This window comes from Arthrobacter sp. AFG20 (assembly GCF_002892795.1).
Classification (GTDB): domain Bacteria; phylum Actinomycetota; class Actinomycetes; order Actinomycetales; family Micrococcaceae; genus Arthrobacter.
In genome coordinates, this window is record NZ_PJMC01000006.1 from 1 (window position 1) to 17,718 (window position 17,718).

At 65.5% G+C, this 17,718-nt stretch carries 19 protein-coding genes and 1 tRNA gene; 14 read left to right on the forward strand and 6 right to left on the reverse strand.

Annotated features, from left to right (window positions below; translation table 11 throughout):
* On the reverse strand, window positions 1–1,804 hold a 1,804-nt coding region (gene aceE, locus CXZ05_RS08690), incomplete at its 3' end, for a pyruvate dehydrogenase (acetyl-transferring), homodimeric type (protein WP_180987330.1).
* Window positions 1,805–2,145: 341 nt separating this feature from the next.
* Here aceE and CXZ05_RS08695 point away from each other — a divergent pair.
* The 7 genes from CXZ05_RS08695 (at window position 2,146) to CXZ05_RS08725 (ending at window position 7,199) form a co-directional block, all read left to right on the forward strand.
* Window positions 2,146–2,565 carry a DUF3052 domain-containing protein gene (locus CXZ05_RS08695; RefSeq protein ID WP_102972221.1) on the forward strand — a complete coding sequence of 140 codons (420 nt, stop codon included), beginning with the start codon at window positions 2,146–2,148 and terminating at the stop codon, window positions 2,563–2,565.
* A complete protein-coding gene (locus CXZ05_RS08700; protein WP_102972222.1) occupies window positions 2,562–3,065 on the forward strand; it encodes a peroxiredoxin in 504 nt (167 codons plus the stop codon). Before CXZ05_RS08695 ends, CXZ05_RS08700 begins: the two co-directional genes overlap by 4 nt.
* Before the next feature lie 16 nt (window positions 3,066–3,081).
* Window positions 3,082–4,011, forward strand: a complete 930-nt coding sequence (locus tag CXZ05_RS08705; RefSeq protein WP_102972223.1) for an NAD-dependent protein deacetylase — start codon at window positions 3,082–3,084, stop codon at window positions 4,009–4,011.
* An 81-nt stretch (window positions 4,012–4,092) separates the two neighbouring features.
* Window positions 4,093–4,165 (forward strand) — tRNA-Val (locus CXZ05_RS08710).
* A gap of 87 nt (window positions 4,166–4,252) precedes the next feature.
* Window positions 4,253–4,573: a hypothetical protein gene (locus CXZ05_RS08715; protein WP_102972224.1), complete on the forward strand. Its 321-nt coding sequence runs from the start codon at window positions 4,253–4,255 to the stop codon at window positions 4,571–4,573.
* A gap of 349 nt (window positions 4,574–4,922) precedes the next feature.
* On the forward strand, window positions 4,923–5,720 hold the full coding sequence (locus tag CXZ05_RS08720) for an IclR family transcriptional regulator (RefSeq protein WP_102972225.1): 798 nt from the start codon (window positions 4,923–4,925) through the stop codon (window positions 5,718–5,720).
* 129 nt (window positions 5,721–5,849) lie between these two features.
* On the forward strand, window positions 5,850–7,199 hold the full coding sequence (locus CXZ05_RS08725; RefSeq protein ID WP_102972226.1) for an MFS transporter: 1,350 nt from the start codon (window positions 5,850–5,852) through the stop codon (window positions 7,197–7,199).
* Window positions 7,200–7,431: 232 nt separating this feature from the next.
* Here CXZ05_RS08725 and CXZ05_RS08730 read toward each other — a convergent pair whose 3' ends face one another.
* A complete protein-coding gene (locus tag CXZ05_RS08730) occupies window positions 7,432–8,496 on the reverse strand; it encodes a D-2-hydroxyacid dehydrogenase (protein WP_102972227.1) in 1,065 nt (354 codons plus the stop codon).
* 93 nt (window positions 8,497–8,589) lie between these two features.
* Here CXZ05_RS08730 and CXZ05_RS08735 point away from each other — a divergent pair, with 93 nt between their 5' ends.
* From CXZ05_RS08735 to CXZ05_RS08745, 3 genes are read left to right on the forward strand one after another with little or no spacing between them, the layout of a single operon-like run.
* Complete coding sequence (locus CXZ05_RS08735; RefSeq protein ID WP_102972228.1) at window positions 8,590–9,519, forward strand: NAD(P)-dependent oxidoreductase; 930 nt, start codon at window positions 8,590–8,592, stop codon at window positions 9,517–9,519.
* Window positions 9,516–10,286: an SDR family oxidoreductase gene (locus tag CXZ05_RS08740; protein ID WP_102972229.1), complete on the forward strand. Its 771-nt coding sequence runs from the start codon at window positions 9,516–9,518 to the stop codon at window positions 10,284–10,286. Before CXZ05_RS08735 ends, CXZ05_RS08740 begins: the two co-directional genes overlap by 4 nt.
* Window positions 10,286–11,380 (forward strand): L-idonate 5-dehydrogenase, encoded by a 1,095-nt coding sequence (locus CXZ05_RS08745; RefSeq protein ID WP_102972230.1) that lies wholly within the window; start codon window positions 10,286–10,288, stop codon window positions 11,378–11,380. Before CXZ05_RS08740 ends, CXZ05_RS08745 begins: the two co-directional genes overlap by 1 nt.
* 6 nt (window positions 11,381–11,386) lie before the next feature.
* On the opposite strand, the gene CXZ05_RS08750 is transcribed toward CXZ05_RS08745, so the two are convergent.
* Entirely contained in the window at window positions 11,387–12,127 is a 741-nt protein-coding gene (locus CXZ05_RS08750) for a FadR/GntR family transcriptional regulator (protein WP_102972231.1), read from the reverse strand.
* A gap of 239 nt (window positions 12,128–12,366) precedes the next feature.
* On the opposite strand from CXZ05_RS08750, the gene gndA reads away from it, so the two are divergent.
* From gndA to CXZ05_RS08760, 3 genes are all read left to right on the forward strand, one after another.
* On the forward strand, window positions 12,367–13,803 hold the full coding sequence (gene gndA / locus CXZ05_RS08755; protein WP_102972232.1) for an NADP-dependent phosphogluconate dehydrogenase: 1,437 nt from the start codon (window positions 12,367–12,369) through the stop codon (window positions 13,801–13,803).
* A gap of 138 nt (window positions 13,804–13,941) precedes the next feature.
* Window positions 13,942–14,058: an SDR family NAD(P)-dependent oxidoreductase gene (locus CXZ05_RS23380; protein ID WP_258006507.1), complete on the forward strand. Its 117-nt coding sequence runs from the start codon at window positions 13,942–13,944 to the stop codon at window positions 14,056–14,058.
* A complete protein-coding gene (locus tag CXZ05_RS08760; RefSeq protein WP_258006508.1) occupies window positions 14,039–14,473 on the forward strand; it encodes an SDR family NAD(P)-dependent oxidoreductase in 435 nt (144 codons plus the stop codon). Before CXZ05_RS23380 ends, CXZ05_RS08760 begins: the two co-directional genes overlap by 20 nt.
* A 47-nt stretch (window positions 14,474–14,520) precedes the next feature.
* On the opposite strand, the gene epsC is transcribed toward CXZ05_RS08760, so the two are convergent.
* From epsC to msrA, 3 genes are all read right to left on the reverse strand, one after another.
* On the reverse strand, window positions 14,521–15,105 hold the full coding sequence (gene epsC / locus CXZ05_RS08765) for a serine O-acetyltransferase EpsC (RefSeq protein WP_102972233.1): 585 nt from the start codon (window positions 15,103–15,105) through the stop codon (window positions 14,521–14,523).
* 41 nt (window positions 15,106–15,146) lie between these two features.
* Complete coding sequence (gene cysK / locus CXZ05_RS08770) at window positions 15,147–16,082, reverse strand: cysteine synthase A (protein ID WP_102972234.1); 936 nt, start codon at window positions 16,080–16,082, stop codon at window positions 15,147–15,149.
* A 67-nt stretch (window positions 16,083–16,149) separates the two neighbouring features.
* Complete coding sequence (msrA, locus tag CXZ05_RS08775) at window positions 16,150–16,674, reverse strand: peptide-methionine (S)-S-oxide reductase MsrA (RefSeq protein ID WP_102972235.1); 525 nt, start codon at window positions 16,672–16,674, stop codon at window positions 16,150–16,152.
* 100 nt (window positions 16,675–16,774) lie between these two features.
* Between msrA and CXZ05_RS08780 the strand changes: the two genes are divergently transcribed.
* Window positions 16,775–17,677: a Nif3-like dinuclear metal center hexameric protein gene (locus CXZ05_RS08780; RefSeq protein ID WP_102972236.1), complete on the forward strand. Its 903-nt coding sequence runs from the start codon at window positions 16,775–16,777 to the stop codon at window positions 17,675–17,677.
* The last annotated feature ends 41 nt before the right edge of the window (window positions 17,678–17,718 follow it).

Sequence of the window (17,718 nt, forward strand, 5' to 3'; positions counted from 1 at the left end):
CGGCGCCGGCTTCGTTGATGCCGGGGTGGATCAGCTGGCCCTGGGCGGATTCCTTGTAGGCCAGGACCAGGTCCCGGTCCACGGACAGGTAGTTCTGGCCGCCCGGGTTGTAGATCTTCGCGGTCGGGAAGAACGCGTCCATGCCAAACGTCCGCGACTCGTCAGGCACGATGGGGACAATCCGGTGCCCGAACTTCTTGTCGCGGAGCAGGTCCTTGAGCAGACGGACGAACGCCATGGTGGTGGCGGCCTGCTGCTTGCCCGATCCGCGCTTGGCCACGTCGAACGTTTTGGGGTCCGGCAGCTCAACGGCTGCATGGTTGGGACGGCGCTCTGGCGTGTAGCCGCCGAGGGCGGCGCGGCGTTCAAGGAGATAGGCAATCTCGGGAGCGTCCGGACCGGGGTGGAAGTACGGCGGACGGTACGGATCCTCTTCGAGCCGGGCGTCGGAAATAGGAATTCTCAGGTAATCCCTGAACTCCTTCAGGTCATCCAGGGTGAGTTTTTTCATCTGGTGGGTGGCGTTGCGGCCTTCGAAGTGCGGGCCCAGGCCGTAGCCCTTGACCGTTTTGGCCAGGATCACGGTGGGCTTGCCCTTGAATTCGGTCGCGGCCTTGTACGCGGCGTAGACCTTGCGGTAGTCGTGCCCGCCGCGCTTGAGGTTCCAGATCTGGTCATCGGAGAGGTCCGCGACCAGGTCCTTGGTCTGCGGGGTTTTCCCGAAGAAGTGTTCGCGGACGAACCCGCCGGATTCGGCCTTGTAGGTCTGGTAGTCCCCGTCCGGGGTTTCGTTCATGATCTGCACCAGCGACCCGTCAGCGTCGCGGGTGAGCAGGTCATCCCATTCCCGGCCCCAGACGACCTTGATCACGTTCCAGCCCGCGCCGCGGAAGAACGCCTCGAGTTCCTGCATGATCTTGCCGTTGCCGCGCACCGGCCCGTCCAGGCGCTGGAGGTTGCAGTTGATCACGAAGTTCAGGTTGTCCAGGTTCTCGTTCGCGGCGAGCTGGAGCAGGCCGCGGGACTCGGGCTCGTCCATTTCGCCGTCGCCCAGGAACGCCCAGACCTGCTGGTCGGCGGTGTCTTTCAGGCCCCGGTTGTGCAGGTACCGGTTGGACTGGGCCTGGTAGATCGCGTTCATCGGGCCGATGCCCATTGACACGGTCGGGAATTCCCAGAAGTGCGGCATCAGCCGCGGGTGCGGGTATGAGGAGAGCGCGTGGCCTTCCTTGGACTTTTCCTGCCGGAACCCGTCCAGGTCTTCCTCACTGAGGCGGCCTTCCATGAACGCGCGGGCGTACATGCCCGGGGACGCGTGGCCCTGGAAGAACACCTGGTCCCCGCCGCCGGGGTGGTCCTTGCCGCGGAAGAAGTGGTTGAACCCGACCTCGTACAGCGTCGCGGCGCCGGCGTAGGTGGAGATGTGCCCGCCCACCCCGATCTCGGGCCGCTGCGCCCGGTGCACCATCACGGCCGCGTTCCAGCGCATGTACGCCCGGTACCGGCGCTCGTACTCTTCGTTGCCCGGGAATTCCGCTTCCTGGTCCACCGGGATCGTGTTCACATAATCCGTGGTGGTCACCATCGGAACCCCGACGCTCTGCGCGCCGGCACGCTGCAGGAGACTGCGCATGATGTATTGGGCACGCTCCGTGCCCTGTTCCCTGATCAGCGCATCCAGGGACTCAACCCACTCGGCGGTCTCTTCCGGATCACGATCAGGCAGCTGGTTAGTCAACCCGCTGAGGATATGGGAGGTATCTTCTCCTGCAGCCACGTCCAACCTCTCTTTGCGCGCATTCATCGGCGCACTCAGGTCCGGCAGGGTAGCTGCCCGGCATGAACGCGTCGTGTGCGTCGTATCGGTTACAACAGCCCGGTCATGTGCGCCGGGCAGGGTTTTATCTCGTGTGTATGACTGCCTATTAGTCCGGGGCGGTTGCCCCGCTAGGCATAGTTGTCAACAGTCACTGTAGCTCCGACGGCTTGCGGATGCGTAGCCGCGCTTGAACCCTCCGCCCTATTTGACCGTCATACTTGTTGTGTGACGCACAATAAGCCGCGCCGCGGCGCACCTAGCTTGAAGCACACGCCCAAAGGGTGTTGGCTTGGAGTAATCGAAATCACCATGCACAGGAGGAACACGTGAGCGAGGCCGACGCCGCCACTTCGGTAAATGTGGCGGAAAAATTGGGTTTCAAGGACGGGGATCTGATTCAGGAGTTCGGTTACGACGACGACGTCGACCTTGACTTACGTGATGACATAGAGGATCTGACGGGGTCGGAGCTTCTTGATGAGGACGATCACGACGTCGTGGACGCCGTGATCTTCTGGTGGCGGGACGGCGACGGCGACCTCGTGGACACGCTGGTCGACTCGCTCACGACGCTCACCGAGGGCGGGGTCGTGTGGGTCCTCACGCCCAAGTCTGGCCGCTCCGGATATGTCTCGCCGTCCGACATCCAGGACGCGGCGCCCACCGCCGGGCTGCACTGCACCACGTCCGCGGGCGTCTCCAAGGACTGGAGCGCCACGCGACTGGTGACCAGGAAGAACAAGTGACAGGACAGGCCGCCGTCGCATCAGCGGACCTTGCCGGAGTGCCCGCAGTAGGGCAGCAGGCGCCGGATTTCACCCTGCTCAATCAGTTTGGCGAGCCCGTCCGGCTTGCCGACTTCCGCGGACGCCACGTGGTGGTTGTTTTCTACCCCTTCGCCTTCTCCGGCATCTGCACAGGAGAGCTGTGCGAGATCAGGGACAACCTCGGAGTCTTCGAACATGCCGACGCCGAGGTGCTGGCGGTCTCGGTGGACAGCAAGTTTGCCCTCCGGGCGTACGCCGAGCAGGAAGGCTACGGATTCAGTCTGCTGGCCGACTTCTGGCCGCACGGCGCCGTAGCGGCGAAGTACGGCGTGTTCGACGAGGAAAGCGGCATGGCACGGCGCGGAACGTTCATCATCGACGCCAGCGGAACGGTCCGCTACGTCGTTGTGAATCCGCGGGGCCAGGCGCGGGACCTGACCGAATACCGCCGCGTTCTGGCAGAACTGGCCCAGGGTTAGGCGCCAGGGCCAGCCCATGGACCAGCGGCGGACCGGCATCGGCCTGACAGGGTTCGCCAGTCTGCCTGCGGCCCCGCCGGCCGAGTCGTCGGCCGGCGACCTCGAAGTGCTGGGCGGGATCCGTGACCTGTTGGCCGGGCTGCCCCTGGCGCTTTTGACCGGGGCCGGGCTTAGTACCGACTCCGGCATACCGGACTACCGCGGACCGGATTCGCGCCCGCGCTCACCCATGACCTACCAGGAGTTTGTGGCTGAGGCGGCCAACCGGCAGCGCTATTGGGCGCGCAACCACATCGGCTGGTCCCACCTGAGGCGGGCCAGCCCCAATGCAGGCCACGCCGCCGTCGCCGTCCTGGAGCAGCGCGGACTCCTGACCGGACTGATCACACAGAACGTGGACCGCCTCCACGAGGACGCCGGCAGCGTCAACGTCGTGGACCTTCATGGACGTTTCGACCAGGTGATTTGCCTGGAGTGCCGGCGCACGTACTCGCGGCAGCTGGTCGCGAGGGCTCTCGAAGAGCTGAATCCGGACTTTCTTGACCATGCCATGAAATCCGGACTGGTCGAGATGGCTCCCGATGCCGACGCCACAGTGGAGGACCTGCGACTCATCCGGAGCTTTGTGGTTGCCCGCTGCCCCGCGTGCGGCGGCGTCCTGAAGCCCGACTTTGTCTACTTCGGCGAAAACGTCCCCAAGGAGCGCGTGGAGCGCGCCTACGCAATGGTGGATGAAGCCAAAGCCCTGATTGTTGCCGGGTCCTCACTCAGCGTCATGAGCGGGCTGCGGTTTGTCCGTCACGCCGCCAAGCAAGGCAAACCTGTTGTCATCATCAACCGCGGCCAGACGCGAGGCGACGACCTCGCCACGATCAAGCTGGAGGCCGGGGTGGGCGAGTCCCTCGCCTGGTTGGCGGATGAATTGCCCCCGCTCCCGGCCGCCTGACCCGATTGGCGCTTGCGGGCATTGTTCGGGTAGAGTCTATGTTCGTTGGTTGGAGCGCTTCGGTGCGAAAAACCTCTCTTTGGGTCTTTAGCTCAGCTGGTAGAGCGCCACGTTTACACCGTGGATGTCATCGGTTCGATCCCGGTAGGACCCACCTTGAAAACCCCGTTTGATCAAGCCTTCGAGCTTGGTCAGGCGGGGTTTTGTGTTTAATGTCTGAGCCCCGCCATAACCTGCGGGCATGGAACACGTACTTGTGAGGACCGCTGCCGACGGGCAGCCGGGCGCTGTCATCCGCGGCGGTCAGGAATGGACGGTGGGCGCGGAACCGCTGCGATGGTTTGAACGCGTCAGCTGGTGGGAGGCAGAGCGCCGGATGCCGCTGGGACGTAGCCGCGTTGACGTCGAAGTGTGGCGGCTGCAGACCCGGCTGGGGCGAAACGCGGGATCGGCGTTGACCACCATGGAGATCATCCGCGACGGGCTCGGCGGCGGGTGGAGGCTGCGGAGCGCGGTAGCGGACAACACGTTCGCGGAAAACACCGTCGCGGCTGCGGCCTGAGCAGCAGGCTGGAGGGCCGGAAACCAGAAAGGCTTCAGACCCAAAAAGGCCTGAATCTCAAGGGGCCTGGAAATTGGATAAGCCTTCCACCGCGACTATTGGGGGATGCCGCGGTGGAAGGCTTGAAATTGAATATACCGTGAACATTCGGAAACACGAAACCATTAGGAAGGTTGCTTCCAAGTGCTCCTTTCGCGGGTGGTTGACCAGGCAGCCCTTCAGTCGCCATCGCCCAGCCAGTATGATGGTATGTGTTCAGTTGACTGGACGCTTTGGCATCGTCGCCGGTGTTCGGGCGCGATGCAGTCTGCCGACCCCGCTGTCTGAGCGCGTACCGAAAAGGAGAATCATGGCCGATTCCCGTACCCCGAAAGCCAACGACGGACTGGGCAGCGCGTCCCCGGCGCCCGCTGTCACGCGAGCCGCCGCCGTCCTGGAGTCGCTTGCGGCGTCCGCCACTGGCCGGCTTACCCTCAGCGACCTCGCCCGGGACCTCGGAATCCCCAAATCTTCCACTTCCAACCTTCTGCTGGCCCTCGAAGAAGCCAGGCTCATCAGCAGGCAGGGCGCCGAGTACACGCTAGGGCGCAAGCTCGTTGAATTGGGTGCTGCCTACTTGAGCCGGCTCGATGAAGTCCAGGAGTTTTACCGTTTCTGCGAGCAGGCGCCCACGCTGTCAGGTGAAACAGTGCGCATCGCCATGCTGGACGGATCCAACGTCATCTACCTGGCGCGCTACGAGGGCCATCCGGCCGTCCGCCTGACATCCAATATCGGCGACAAGATGCCGGTGTCCCTCTGTGCCGTGGGTAAAGCCCTGATCGCCAGGCTTCATGACCACGACATCGATGCGATGTTCGCTGACGATACGGAGCTTCCCGTGCTGACGCCCAAGTCACTGCGCACGGGTGCGGAACTGAAGGCCCAGCTGGAGCAGATCCGGGAGCAGGGCTATGCGTTTGAAGATGAGGAATCCACCACGGGTGTGGTGTGCCTCGCCGTAACCGTGCCCACCCGAGGAGCGCACGGCCCCAGTCTCGGCCTGTCTGTCACCGCGCTGAAGGCAACCTACTCGCAGGAGCAGGGCGCGCAGATGGTCAAGGAGCTGAAGGAGCTGGCCAGATCCCTTGGCAACCCCATGGGCTAGACGGAAATCCCGGCGCTATTGGCGAGTTGTTCATCATGTTGTACTCTGTTCAGCATAGTGACCGACGCAATAGTGGTGTCACTACTCACCAGGCCAACGGGGGCCTCGTGTGTCTTTGAGGGAGTGCTAGTGACAACTCGTACTGATTCACCGCTGGCTGATGCGGACGGCGCCGTCGTCGAACCGGAGCAGCTGCGAAGGGCAACACTTGCCAGCTCCGTAGGCTCCGCTCTGGAGTACTACGACTTCTACATCTACGGTCTGGCTTCGGCCCTCATCTTCGGGCCGCTGTTTTTCAAGCCACTCGGCGATGAGGGTGCGCTGATCGCATCATTCGCCACGTATGGCGTGGGCTTCGCTGCCCGGCCCTTCGGCGGCATCGTCTTCGGCTACATCGGAGACCGGTTCGGCCGGAAAATGGTGCTGATCCTGACCATCGGCCTGATGGGCACCGCCAGCTTTGCGATCGGCCTGCTGCCGACGTTCGAGCAGGCAGGAATGCTGGGTGCGGTACTCCTGGTCATCCTCCGGATCGTGCAGGGCCTCGGTGCCGGTGCGGAGCAGGCCGGCGCAACGACGCTGATCTCCGAAGTGGCTCCGCGCCGCCGTCGTGGTTTCTTTGCCTCACTGCCGTTCGTGGGGATCCAGCTGGGCACCCTCCTGGGTGCCGGCACCTTCGCCCTCATCGCGACCGCTGACAAGGCAGTCCTCGAAGGATGGCTCTGGCGCGTGCCCTTCCTGGCCAGCGTGATCCTCATCGCCGTCGCGGTGTTCATCCGCCTGCGGCTCAAGGAAACTCCGGTGTTCCAGGAGCTGGAGAAGCACAAGAACGTGGTCAAGAACCCCGTGGGCCAGCTCTGGAAGCACTCCAAGAAGAACGTCCTGGTGGGCATTGGCCTGCGCATGGGTGAGAACGGCAATTCCTCCATCTACTCGGCGCTGCTGGTGGCGTTCCTGGCGGCCCCGGCGGGCGTTTTTCCGGGCGACAAGTTCATCGGCCCGGTGGGTCTTCTGATCGCCGCAGGTTTTGCCGCCGTCATGGTGGTGACGTTCGGCGCCCTGTCCGACCGCTTCGGCCGCGTCCCGGTCTACCGCTACGGCGCCCTGTTCCAGGCCGTCATCGCCTTCCCGGCGTTCTACCTCGTGACCCTTGGCAACGTGACCCTGGTGTGGGTTGTCATGGTGGTTGGCATCGCGCTCGGGGTGCAGTCCATGCTGGGACCGCAGTGCCCCCTGCTGCCAGAACTGTTTGGATCGCAGTACCGGTTCACGGGTGTCGCCATGGCCCGCGAACTCTCCGCCGTGATGGCAGGTGGCCTGGTTCCGCTGGTGGGAGCGGCGCTGCTTGCGGCCACCGGCTACTCCTGGCTGGTGCTGGCCATCTACTCGCTGGTGCTTGCCCTGATCTCCTTCGTGAGCACCTTCTTCACGCCGGAAACCAAGGGCCGTGACCTCGTGGCAATCGAGGACGCCCGCTAGAAGGACGCAGCGCTCGGACCATACAGCGCGAACGCACACTTGCGGCCCCTCCCGACTACGGGTTGGGGCCGCAAGTGTACGTTCGCACTTGGGTGTTGGGGCCGCAAGTGTACGTTCGCGCTTGGGGGAGGGTGCAACAGGAGAGCCGGGCAACCTTTGGCTGCCCGGCTCTCCGGAGTCTCTCGCTGCAGGGGCGCTTTAGTGGAACGGGTGCTTTAGTGGAACGGACGCCTTAGTAGAAATGGACCGTATCCACGAGGTGGGGGAGTTCGCCCCCGTCGAGGAATGTCCGGAGGTTCCTGCAGAAGCGCTCGGCGATCAGGCGGTTCTCGGCTGCGCTCAGGGCGGAGGTGTGCGGCGAGACCATAACGCGCGGGTGGTTCCACAGCGGGCTGTCCTGCGGCAGTGGCTCGACGGCGAACACGTCCAGGCAGGCGTAGGCCACCTGACCGTTCTCCAGCGCCTCAAGCAGCGCGTCCTCGTCCACCACTGTCCCGCGGCCAACATTCACGAACACCGTGCCGGGCTTCATGGCCGCGAAGACCTCGCGGTTGAAAAGCCTCTCCGTGTACGGCGTGCCCGGGAGGGTGTTCACCACGGCGTCAGCAGAGGTGAGCAGCCCGGCCAGACCGTCGTTGTCCGCCACTTCCTCGATGCCTTGGATCGGCTCCACGGAACGCTTGGTGCCGCTGACCTTCATGCCGAGTGCGCGGGCGATGCGGGCGGTTTCCAGCCCGATCTCCCCGAGCCCCGTGACCACGAGCGACGAGCCGTTGACCAGCTTGGTCGGTATCCGCAACTCCGGCCACACCTTGGCGGCCTGGTCCTGGGCGAGCTCCGCGGTCCGCTTGAAGCCATTGAGGATGCCCAGCGCCGCGAATTCGGCGAGGGGCAGGGCGTGCACGCCTGCGGATGTGGTCACCTTGAACTTGTTCAGGGTTTCGGCGTCGAGGCCGGAGGCTTTGACGGCTCCGCCGGCACCTGCCGCCATGGCGTGGATCCACTGCAGGCGCGGGTTTTCCCTGGCGATCCGCGCCAAACCGGCGGGGCTTTCGTTCGGGAAGCCGTACAGTATGTCGGCCTTGCCCAGCATCTCCCAGTAGCGCTCCTCCTGCTGAGGTGTTCGCTTGAAGCCGGGGTCGCCGGCGTGGTCTGCCGGGAACCGTTCGGGCGGCAGCAGGTCCGGCTCATAAAGGACGGTCACGGAGGGATCTACGGCGCGGATGCGTTCCACGAACTCGGCTTCGAGCGGGACGGCGATCGCGACGGTGGTTTCAGTCGTCATGCTGTTCATCATACTGAATGGAGGCTAGGATACTGAACAGGCTTTCAGGAATTATGAGTCATGGAATGGCCACATTGACCACAACGAAGTGAGGTTCCGCTGCAGATGAATATACCGAAAGCAGGCTTCGTGGGCCTGGGCCTGATGGGGGCGCCGATGGCGGCGAACTTGGTACGGAAGGGCTGGGCGGTTACGGCGTGGAACCGGTCGCCTGGCGCGGTGCAGGATTTCCGTCAGCTCGGCGGCTCCGCTGCAGACACCGTGGACCAGCTCAGGGACGAGCCGGTGATCGTCTTCATGCTGCCGGACCTCGCCTACATTGAGGACGCGGCCGACGGACTGCTCGCGAGCTGGCAGTCATCACCGCCGGCGGCCGGCACCGCCGTGGTGGTCATGAGCAGCGTTTCCCCCACCGCGGTCAAGGCTTTCGGGCACCGGGTCCAGGAAGCCAGTTCAGGCCATGCCGTGGTGCTGGACGCGCCGGTCAGCGGCGGGACGAAGGGTGCGATCGATGGCACGCTGGCCATTATGGCCGGCGCGGACCACGACGCTGACTTCCGGCGCCTGCTTCCGCTTTTCGAAGCCATGGGGACCACCGTCCGGCTCCTGGGGCCGCTCGGTGCCGGATCGCTGGCCAAGGCGTGCAATCAGCTGGTGGTCGGAACGACGACGGCGGCACTCGCCGAAGCGGCCGAGCTCGCCGAACGGTCGGGCGTCGATGTCACGGCCCTTTATGAGGTCCTGTCCGGCGGCCTCGCCGGCAGCCGCGTCCTGGACCAGGTGGGCCCGCGGATGGCCCGGAAGGACTACACCCCCACGGGCCCGGCAAAGTTCATGCACAAGGACCTGTCCTTCGTCGTGGAGTCGGCCGACGCCGCCGGGGCCGCGGTGCCGATGGCACGGGCCGGCGTCGAACTTTATGCCGAACTGAAACGGCAGGGCCTGGGGGACCAGGACCTGGCGGTGGTGCGGCACACCATTTCAAACCTCAGCAGGACGGGCGCCGTGAGCGCCGCAGAAGGGACTTTTTCATGACTTCGCTTTTTGATTTGACCGGGCGGGTTGCGTTGGTGACGGGTTCGAGCCGGGGGATTGGTCATGCGTTGGCTCGGGCGTTGGCCGATGCGGGTGCGACGGTGGTGTTGAACGGGGTGAATGCTGAGCGGTTGAAGGCTGCTGAGGTGGTGATGGCGGCTGAGTACGCGCCGGGCCGGGTGCACAGTGTGGCCTTTGATGTTACGGATGACGCGGCGGCCGCGGCGGGTGTGGCGTGGGTTGAGGAGCAGGTGGGGCCGTTGGAGATCCTGGTGAATAACGCCGGGATCCAGCACCGGGTGCCGATGCTGGAGCTGGACGTGGCGGACTGGGAGCGGGTGATCTCCACGGATCTGACCAGTGCGTTCCTGGTGGGCCGGGCGGCGGCCCGGCACATGATTCCGCGGGGTCGCGGGAAGATCATTAACATCTGTTCGGTGCAGACGGACCTGGCCCGGCCCACGATCGCCCCGTATGTGGCGGCGAAGGGCGGTTTGCGGAACCTGACCCGGGCGATGACCGCGGAATGGGCGGGGGCCGGGCTGCAGATCAACGGGATCGCGCCGGGGTACATCCATACCGAGATGACGCAGAACCTGGTGGATGATGAGCAGTTCAACGCCTGGATCCTGGGCCGGACCCCGGCGGCGCGGTGGGGCACGGTGCAGGATCTGGCCGGCCCGGCTGTGTGGCTGGCCTCGTCCGGGTCTGATTTTGTGAACGGGCAAACGATCTTTATCGACGGCGGAATGACGGTGGTGGTCTGATGACACAGACAGAAACTTCAACAACGACAGCAGCAGCAACGGAATTGCCGGTGTCCGGTCCGGCGGTGGTCGCGCACGGCAAGGGGGACCTGCGGGTCGATGAGGTCCCGCTGCCGGCCCCGGCCCCGGATGAGGCCGTGATCGAGGTGCTGTACGGGGGGATTTGCGGGTCGGACCTGCATTACTGGCTGCACGGCGCGGCGGGCGAGTCGATCCTGAAGGCGCCCCTGGTGCTGGGCCATGAGATTTCCGGCCGGGTGGTCAGGGCCGCGACGGACGGGACCGGCCCGGCCGCCGGGACCCCGGTGGCGGTGCACCCGGCCACCCCGGGGCCGGGCACGGGCCCGGACGCGCCGCGGTACCCGGCGGAACGGCCGAACCTGTCCCCGGGCTGCACGTACCTGGGCTCCGCGGCGAGGTATCCGCACACGGACGGGGCGTTCAGCCGGTACGTGAACCTGCCGGTCCGGATGCTCCGGCCCCTGCCGGAAAGCCTGGACCTGCGCACCGCGGCGTTGATTGAACCGGCGTCGGTGGCCTGGCATGCGGTGTCCAGGGCCGGGGACGTGGCCGGCAAAACCGTGCTCGTCATCGGGTCCGGCCCGATCGGGGCTTTGACGGTCGCGGTCCTTAAACGCGCCGGCGCGGCCCGGATCGTCGCGGTGGACATGCACGCCAAACCGTTGGAGATCGCTGCGGCGGTGGGCGCGGACGAGGTCCTGAACGCCGCCGACGGGGAGGCGATCGCCAAGGTGCAGGCCGACGTCGTGATTGAATCCTCCGGGAACCACCACGGCCTGGCCTCCGCGATCCAGGGCGCGGCCCGCGGCGGGACCGTGGTCATGGTCGGGCTGCTGCCCACCGGGCCCCAGCCGGTCCTGATCTCCCTGGCCATCACCCGGGAACTGGACCTGCGCGGCTCGTTCCGGTTCAACGACGAAATCGACGAGGTCATCACCGCCCTCGCCGACGGCACCCTGACCATCGAACCCGTCATCACCCACGACTACCCCGTCACCGACGCCCTCGCAGCCTTCGACATCGCCCGCAACTCCGCCCAATCCGGCAAAGTCCTCCTCAACTTCGCCGGCTGAACAGAGCTAGGCGGACTGCGTCCGCCGCTGCAGTGGAACGAAAACCCTCGGCTGCTCCACCCAGACGGGCTCCATTTCCGAGATGGTGCGGCGCATGATCCTGCTCGACGCCTCGCGGGCCTCCGCCGCGTGGCCCGCAAAGATGGCTTCGGCCACATCGAGGTGCCACTGCAGCGTGAGGTCCCGGGGCCGGTCGGGCATGAGGCCGTGCACGGTGCGGCCGGTCAGGGTTTCGGCCACTTGGCCCACGAGGTTGGCAAACATCTCGTTGCCGGAACCGCTGAGCAGCAGGGAGTGGAACTGGATGTCCAGTTCCAGGAAGCGCGGCACGTCGCCGGCCTGGCCGGCGTCGCGCATGGCCAGGGCCACATCGAGCAGTTCCTGCCGCAGGTCCTGCGGTGCGTTGGCCGCTGCGAGTTCGGCGGCCACGGGCTCGACGGCGGAGCGCAGCTCCGCGAGGGACCGCAGCTGGGCGCCGCGCCCTTCCCCGGCCAGGCGCCAGCGGATCACGAGCGGATCGAACGGGTTCCAGCGGTGCGCGGGCAGGACCTTGATGCCCACGCGTTTGGTGGTCTCCACCAGGCCAAGCGACTGCAGCACGCGGACAGCTTCCCGGATCACAGACCGGGACACCTGCAGTTCGTCCTCCAACTGCTCCGCCAGCATCACATGCCCTGGCGGGAGGCTGCCGTCGACGATTCTGGTACCCAGGTGCTCGACGGCACGGTGGTGGAGGCTGGTTGACATAGTGGTAAGCATAATCCGGGCCGGGGGGCTTTGTTGCCGCAGCCGGGGGACTCTGGACGCCGCCGGAGAGGCACGTCATAGACTCTTTATGGCGCGGCTGGCGTCCAAGGAGTGGTCACGCGCTTTCGTCCTCGTCCCCGAATATATATGCTTTATTCACAGCCACTTTTCTAAAACGTGTTCCGCAGCACCGCGGGACGCAATGCACACATGTTGCACACACTGAATTGGAGTTTTTGATGTCAGCACACATCGGTGTCACCGGCCTCGCGGTGATGGGCGCCAACCTCGCCCGCAACCTGGCCCGCAACGGCTTCACTGTTGCCTTGCACAACCGCTCGGTGGAAAAGACCGACGCCCTCCTCGAAAAGCACGGCACGGACGGCGACTTCGTGCGCACCGAAACGCTGCAGGAGCTGGTGGACTCCCTGGAGAAGCCGCGCCGCGTGCTCATCATGGTCAAGGCCGGCAAGCCGGTTGACGCCGTCATCGACCAGCTCGTTCCGCTGCTGGAACCGGGCGACATCGTGATCGACGCCGGCAACTCGCACTACGAAGACACCCGCCGCCGGGAATCCGCGCTGGCCGAGAAAGACCTGCACTTCGTGGGCGTAGGCGTCTCCGGCGGTGAGGAAGGCGCCCTCAACGGCCCGTCCATCATGCCCGGCGGCTCTAAGGAGTCCTACGACGCCCTCGGCCCGCTGCTGGAGAAGATCTCCGCCAAGGTTGACGGCCAGCCGTGCTGCGCCTGGATCGGCACCGACGGCGCCGGCCACTTCGTCAAGATGGTCCACAACGGCATCGAATACGCCGACATGCAGGTCATCGGCGAAGCCTTCGACCTCCTGCGCTCCGGCGCCGGCATCGAGCCCGCCGAACAGTCCAAGATCTTCGCCGACTGGAACAAGGGCGAGCTTGCCTCCTTCCTGATCGAAATCTCGGCCGAGGTCCTCGGCCACGTGGACGCCAAGACCGGCAAGCCGTTCGTTGACGTCGTCGTGGACGCCGCCGGCCAGAAGGGCACCGGCCGCTGGACGGTCATCTCCGCGCTCGAACTGGGCTCCCCGGTTTCAGGCATCGCCGAGTCTGTTTTCGCCCGCGCCCTGTCCTCCCAGGCGGAGCAGCGCAAACTCGGCCAGGAGCTGCTGGCCGGCGAGGAAATCGCCGTCGAAATCCCCGAAAACTTCGTCGAGGACGTCCGCCAGGCGCTGTACGCCTCCAAGCTGGTCTCCTACGCCCAGGGCCTGGACATGCTGACCTCCTCCGCCAAGGAATACGGCTGGGACCTCAAGCTGGACGAGATCGCCTCGCTGTGGCGCGGCGGCTGCATCATCCGTGCAGAGCTGCTCAAGGAAATCACCAAGGCCTACGCCGCGGAGCAGAAGCCGGCCAACCTGCTGTTCGCCCCGGCCTTCACCAAGGCCATCGCCGAAGCACTCCCGGCCTGGCGCCGCGTAGTTGCCACCGCCGTGCAGCTCGGCATCCCGGTTCCGGTTTTCTCCTCCTCGCTGGCCTACTACGACGGCCTGCGCCGCAAGCGCCTCGCCGCCGCGGTCATCCAGGGCCAGCGCGACCTCTTCGGTGCGCACACCTACGGCCGCGTTGACGCCGAGGGCACGTTCCACACGCTGTGGGGCGAGGACAAGTCCGAGGTCGAGGCAGTGGACACCCACTAGCCACACCCGCGGTGAAACGCAGGAACGGCCGGCCCTCCCGGATACTCTGGGAGGGCCGGCCGTTCGTGCGTCCGGCTCCAACCGTTCTTGACGACGACGCCGATCCGCCCCTAGGCGATGTACCCCGAGGAGTGCCGGGTGTCCCAGCCCGTAGCGATTGTCACCGGAGCCTCCACCGGTATCGGCTTCGAGTCGGCGAAGCTCCTCAGCGCCAGCGGATTCACCGTCTACGCCGGTGCGAGGCAAGTTCTATGAACCGCTCGGCACCTGGTACCACGCCACCAAGTTCGCCGTGGAAGGCCTCAGCGATGCGCTGCGGCTGGAGCTGAAGCCGCACGGGATCAGCGTGTCCATCATCGAGCCCGCCAGCACCGTTACCGAGTGGGGCCGTATTGCGGCCGAGGGGTTGCTGGCTAGCTCAGCCGGCGGGCCGTACCCGGCCCAGGCCAGGGAGATGGCCGCCGTGCTCGCGTCCACGGGGAGGCCGACGACGTCCACTCAGCCCGACGTCGTCGCCGGAGCCGTGCTGCAGGCAGCCACCGCCGCCCGTCCCCGGACCCGCTACCCGGTGGGCAGGGGTGCCGCGGCCATCACGGCACTGCGGCGGCTGCTGCCAGACCGGGCGTACGACCTTGCGGTGACAGCGGTGCTGAAACGCATCGCCCGCTGAGGTGGCCGGCCGCTAAGCTCCATGGCACAGCCGCCCCAACGCACGGGTCAGATCCGGTATTCGATGTAATACTCGGCGGGGTCCACGGCGGGCTTGGTTTCCCGCAGGGCGTCGCGGTGCCGCCAGCTCGCGGGGATGCCGGTGACTATGGACTCGGGCGGGGCGTCCTTGACCACGACGGCGTTCGCCCCCACGGCGCTGTCGTTGCCGATGGTGATCGGCCCCAGGACTTTGGCCCCGGCGCCGATGGTCACTCGATCCCCGATGGTGGGGTGCCGCTTGACTTTGGCGAGGGAACGGCCGCCGAGAGTGACGCCATGGTAGATCATGACGTCCTCTCCGATCTCGGCCGTTTCGCCAATGACCACGCCCATGCCGTGGTCAATGAAAAAGCGGCGTCCGATCGTGGCACCCGGATGGATCTCGATGCCCGTCAGGAAGCGTGTCAGCTGCGAAATGAGCCGGGCGGGGAACCGCGTAGACGGGTCCTGCCACAGCTTGTGCGTCAGCCGGTGCGCCCAGATGGCATGAAGCCCGGAGTACGCGAAAAAGTTCTCGAAAGAACCTCGAGCCGCCGGGTCGTGTGACCGGGCGGCGTCGAGGTCTTCCTTAAGTCTTGCGAAGAAACCCACAAAGATCTTTCTACAGGAAACGGAAAGCAGCTGGCTAAGGCCTAGCCGCGGATGTCGTCATAGAGCACGGTAGAGATGTAACGCTCACCAAAGTCACAGACGACCGCCACGATCAGCTTGCCGGCGTTTTCCGGGCGCTTGGCCAGTTCGAGGGCGCCCCACACGATGGCGCCGGAGGAGATGCCGCCCAGGATGCCTTCCTTGATGCCGAGCTCGCGGGCTACGGCCACGGAGTCCTCCAGGGTGGCGTCGAGGACCTCGTCGTAGACGCTGGTGTCCAGGAGTTCCGGGATGAAGTTGGCGCCAAGGCCCTGGATTTTGTGCGGGCCGGGGGCGCCGCCGTTCAAAATGGCGGAGTCCTTGGGTTCAACGGCCACGATCTGCACGCCCGGCTTGCGCTCCTTCAGGACCTGCCCGACGCCGGTGATGGTCCCGCCGGTGCCGATGCCGGAGACAAAGATGTCCACCTTGCCGTCCGTGTCAGCCCAGATTTCCTCGGCCGTGGTTTCACGATGGATCTGCGGGTTGGCCTCATTGGCGAACTGCTGGGCCCAGATGGAATTCTCCGTGTTGGCAACGATCTCCTGGGCCTTCTCCACGGCGCCGCGCATGCCTTCGGAACCCGGGGTCAGCACGATCTCGGCGCCGAAGGCACGGAGCATCACACGGCGCTCGGTGGACATGGTCTCCGGCATGGTCAGGATGACCTTGTAGCCGCGGGCTGCACCCACCATGGCCAGGGCGATTCCGGTGTTGCCGGAGGTGCCTTCGACGATGGTTCCGCCGGGCTTCAGCGCGCCGGACTTCTCAGCGGCGTCGATGATGGCGACGCCGATACGGTCCTTGACGCTGTTGGCCGGGTTGTAGAACTCAAGCTTGACCGCAACGGTGGCGTCCAGGCCTTCCGTCAGGCGGTTGAGCCTGACCAGCGGGGTGCCGCCCACCAGCTGTGTTACATCGTCGTAGATCCGTGCCATGTGTACTTGCGCCTATCTCTCAGGAGGGAATACTTTGGTCAGCCTAACGAGGGGGTCAGCGCCACTGCTACGCATTAAGCCATGCAGAGTAATATTTCCGGGCCTTGGCCAGCTTCGGGTTAATAATGACCTGGCAATACCCCTGCTCAGGGAACTTGGCGTAGTAGTCCTGGTGAATGTTCTCCGCCGGATAGAACTCAGGGAGCCGGCTGACCTCGGTCACAATCGGCCGGGACCATAGCGCCTGGTTCCGTTCGATCGCCTCCTCGAAGAGGATCTTCTCTTCGGTGGTCTCGTAGAACATCGACGAGCGGTACTGCGTGCCGACGTCGTACCCCTGCCGGTTGAGGGTGGTGGGGTCGTGCAGGGCGAAGAACATGTCCAGGATGACCCCGGCCGGGATGACGTCCTCATCGAATGTCACGGCAACCACCTCCGCGTGCCCCGTGGTGCCGGAGCAGACGGAGTAGTAATCCGGATGGCGTTCATGGCCGCCGGTGTACCCCGAAACCACCGACGTGACGCCCTTCGTTTTCTGGTAGACGGCGTCCAGGCACCAGAAGCAGCCCCCGCCAAGCACAAAAGTTTTCATGTCCTCTTTAATGGTTCGCGGGCGCCAATGATTCCCCAGCCAACCCTAGGGTCATATACCGGGCAGAGGCCAGAGCCGACTGTAGGGTAAAAATATGAGTATGGAACCTGTGAACAGTGACGTTGCAGCGGAACCGGAAGACGCTCCCGACGCCGCGGAATCACCCGCCGCTGCCACCCTGGGGCAGCTCATGCTGGCCGTGGAGGAACTCTGGCCGGAGTCGCTGGCAGAGTCATGGGACGAGGTGGGCCTCGTGGCCGGCCATCCGTCCGCTGAAGTCACGCGCGTCATGTTCGCCGTGGATCCCACCATCGAGGTCATCGACGAGGCCATCGAATGGGGCGCGGAGTTGCTCATCACCCATCACCCGCTGCTCCTCAGGGGCGTCACCTCGGTTGCTGCCAACACCCCCAAAGGCCGGGCCGTCCACCGCCTGATCGAATCCGGAACGGCACTGCTGACGGTCCACACCAACGGGGACTCAGCAGTGGGCGGCGTTTCCGACGTCCTGGCCGACGCCCTGGGCCTTGAAAACGTGTCGCCGCTGACCCCCGCAGCGGACGGCCTTCCGGAGGAAGGCATAGGGCGGGTCGGGGACTTGAGCGAGTCCATGACCCTGGGCGATTTCGCCGCGCGGGTTTTCGGCATCCTCCCGGCGGTGGCCGGCGGGGTGCGCGTGTCCGGGGACAAGGACGGGCTGGTGCAGCGGGTCGCGGTGTGCGGCGGGGCCGGGGATTCCCTCTTTGCCGAGGTCCGGGCCAGCAATGCAGACCTGTACGTCACCGCCGACCTGCGCCATCACCCGGCCTCGGAAGCCAGGGAGGCTGCTGTCAATGACCGCCCGTACCTCATCGACGTCTCGCACTTCGCCAGCGAATGGCTGTGGCTCCCCGCCGCGGCCGAAGCGCTGGGCAACGTCCTCGCGGACCAGGGCCTCGACGTCGAAATCAAGGTCAGCACCACCAACAGCGATCCCTGGGACTTCATACTGACTCCCGGCTAAGCCTGGCGCGCGAAGTCCATCGCAGGGCCCACGCCGGCGAG

What these genes read in the sequence shown, in the direction of transcription:
- CXZ05_RS08720 (WP_102972225.1), top strand. Translation starts at nt 4,923, where the DNA reads ATGGCCGATTCCCGTACCCCGAAAGCCAACGACGGACTGGGCAGCGCG.
- cysK (WP_102972234.1), bottom strand. Translation starts at nt 16,082, where the DNA reads ATGGCACGGATCTACGACGATGTAACACAGCTGGTGGGCGGCACCCCG.
- CXZ05_RS08730 (WP_102972227.1), bottom strand. Translation starts at nt 8,496, where the DNA reads ATGATGAACAGCATGACGACTGAAACCACCGTCGCGATCGCCGTCCCG.
- CXZ05_RS08705 (WP_102972223.1), top strand. Translation starts at nt 3,082, where the DNA reads ATGGACCAGCGGCGGACCGGCATCGGCCTGACAGGGTTCGCCAGTCTG.
- CXZ05_RS08715 (WP_102972224.1), top strand. Translation starts at nt 4,253, where the DNA reads ATGGAACACGTACTTGTGAGGACCGCTGCCGACGGGCAGCCGGGCGCT.
- CXZ05_RS08740 (WP_102972229.1), top strand. Translation starts at nt 9,516, where the DNA reads ATGACTTCGCTTTTTGATTTGACCGGGCGGGTTGCGTTGGTGACGGGT.
- CXZ05_RS08735 (WP_102972228.1), top strand. Translation starts at nt 8,590, where the DNA reads ATGAATATACCGAAAGCAGGCTTCGTGGGCCTGGGCCTGATGGGGGCG.
- CXZ05_RS08745 (WP_102972230.1), top strand. Translation starts at nt 10,286, where the DNA reads ATGACACAGACAGAAACTTCAACAACGACAGCAGCAGCAACGGAATTG.
- CXZ05_RS08780 (WP_102972236.1), top strand. Translation starts at nt 16,775, where the DNA reads ATGGAACCTGTGAACAGTGACGTTGCAGCGGAACCGGAAGACGCTCCC.
- msrA (WP_102972235.1), bottom strand. Translation starts at nt 16,674, where the DNA reads ATGAAAACTTTTGTGCTTGGCGGGGGCTGCTTCTGGTGCCTGGACGCC.
- CXZ05_RS08750 (WP_102972231.1), bottom strand. Translation starts at nt 12,127, where the DNA reads ATGTCAACCAGCCTCCACCACCGTGCCGTCGAGCACCTGGGTACCAGA.
- gndA (WP_102972232.1), top strand. Translation starts at nt 12,367, where the DNA reads ATGTCAGCACACATCGGTGTCACCGGCCTCGCGGTGATGGGCGCCAAC.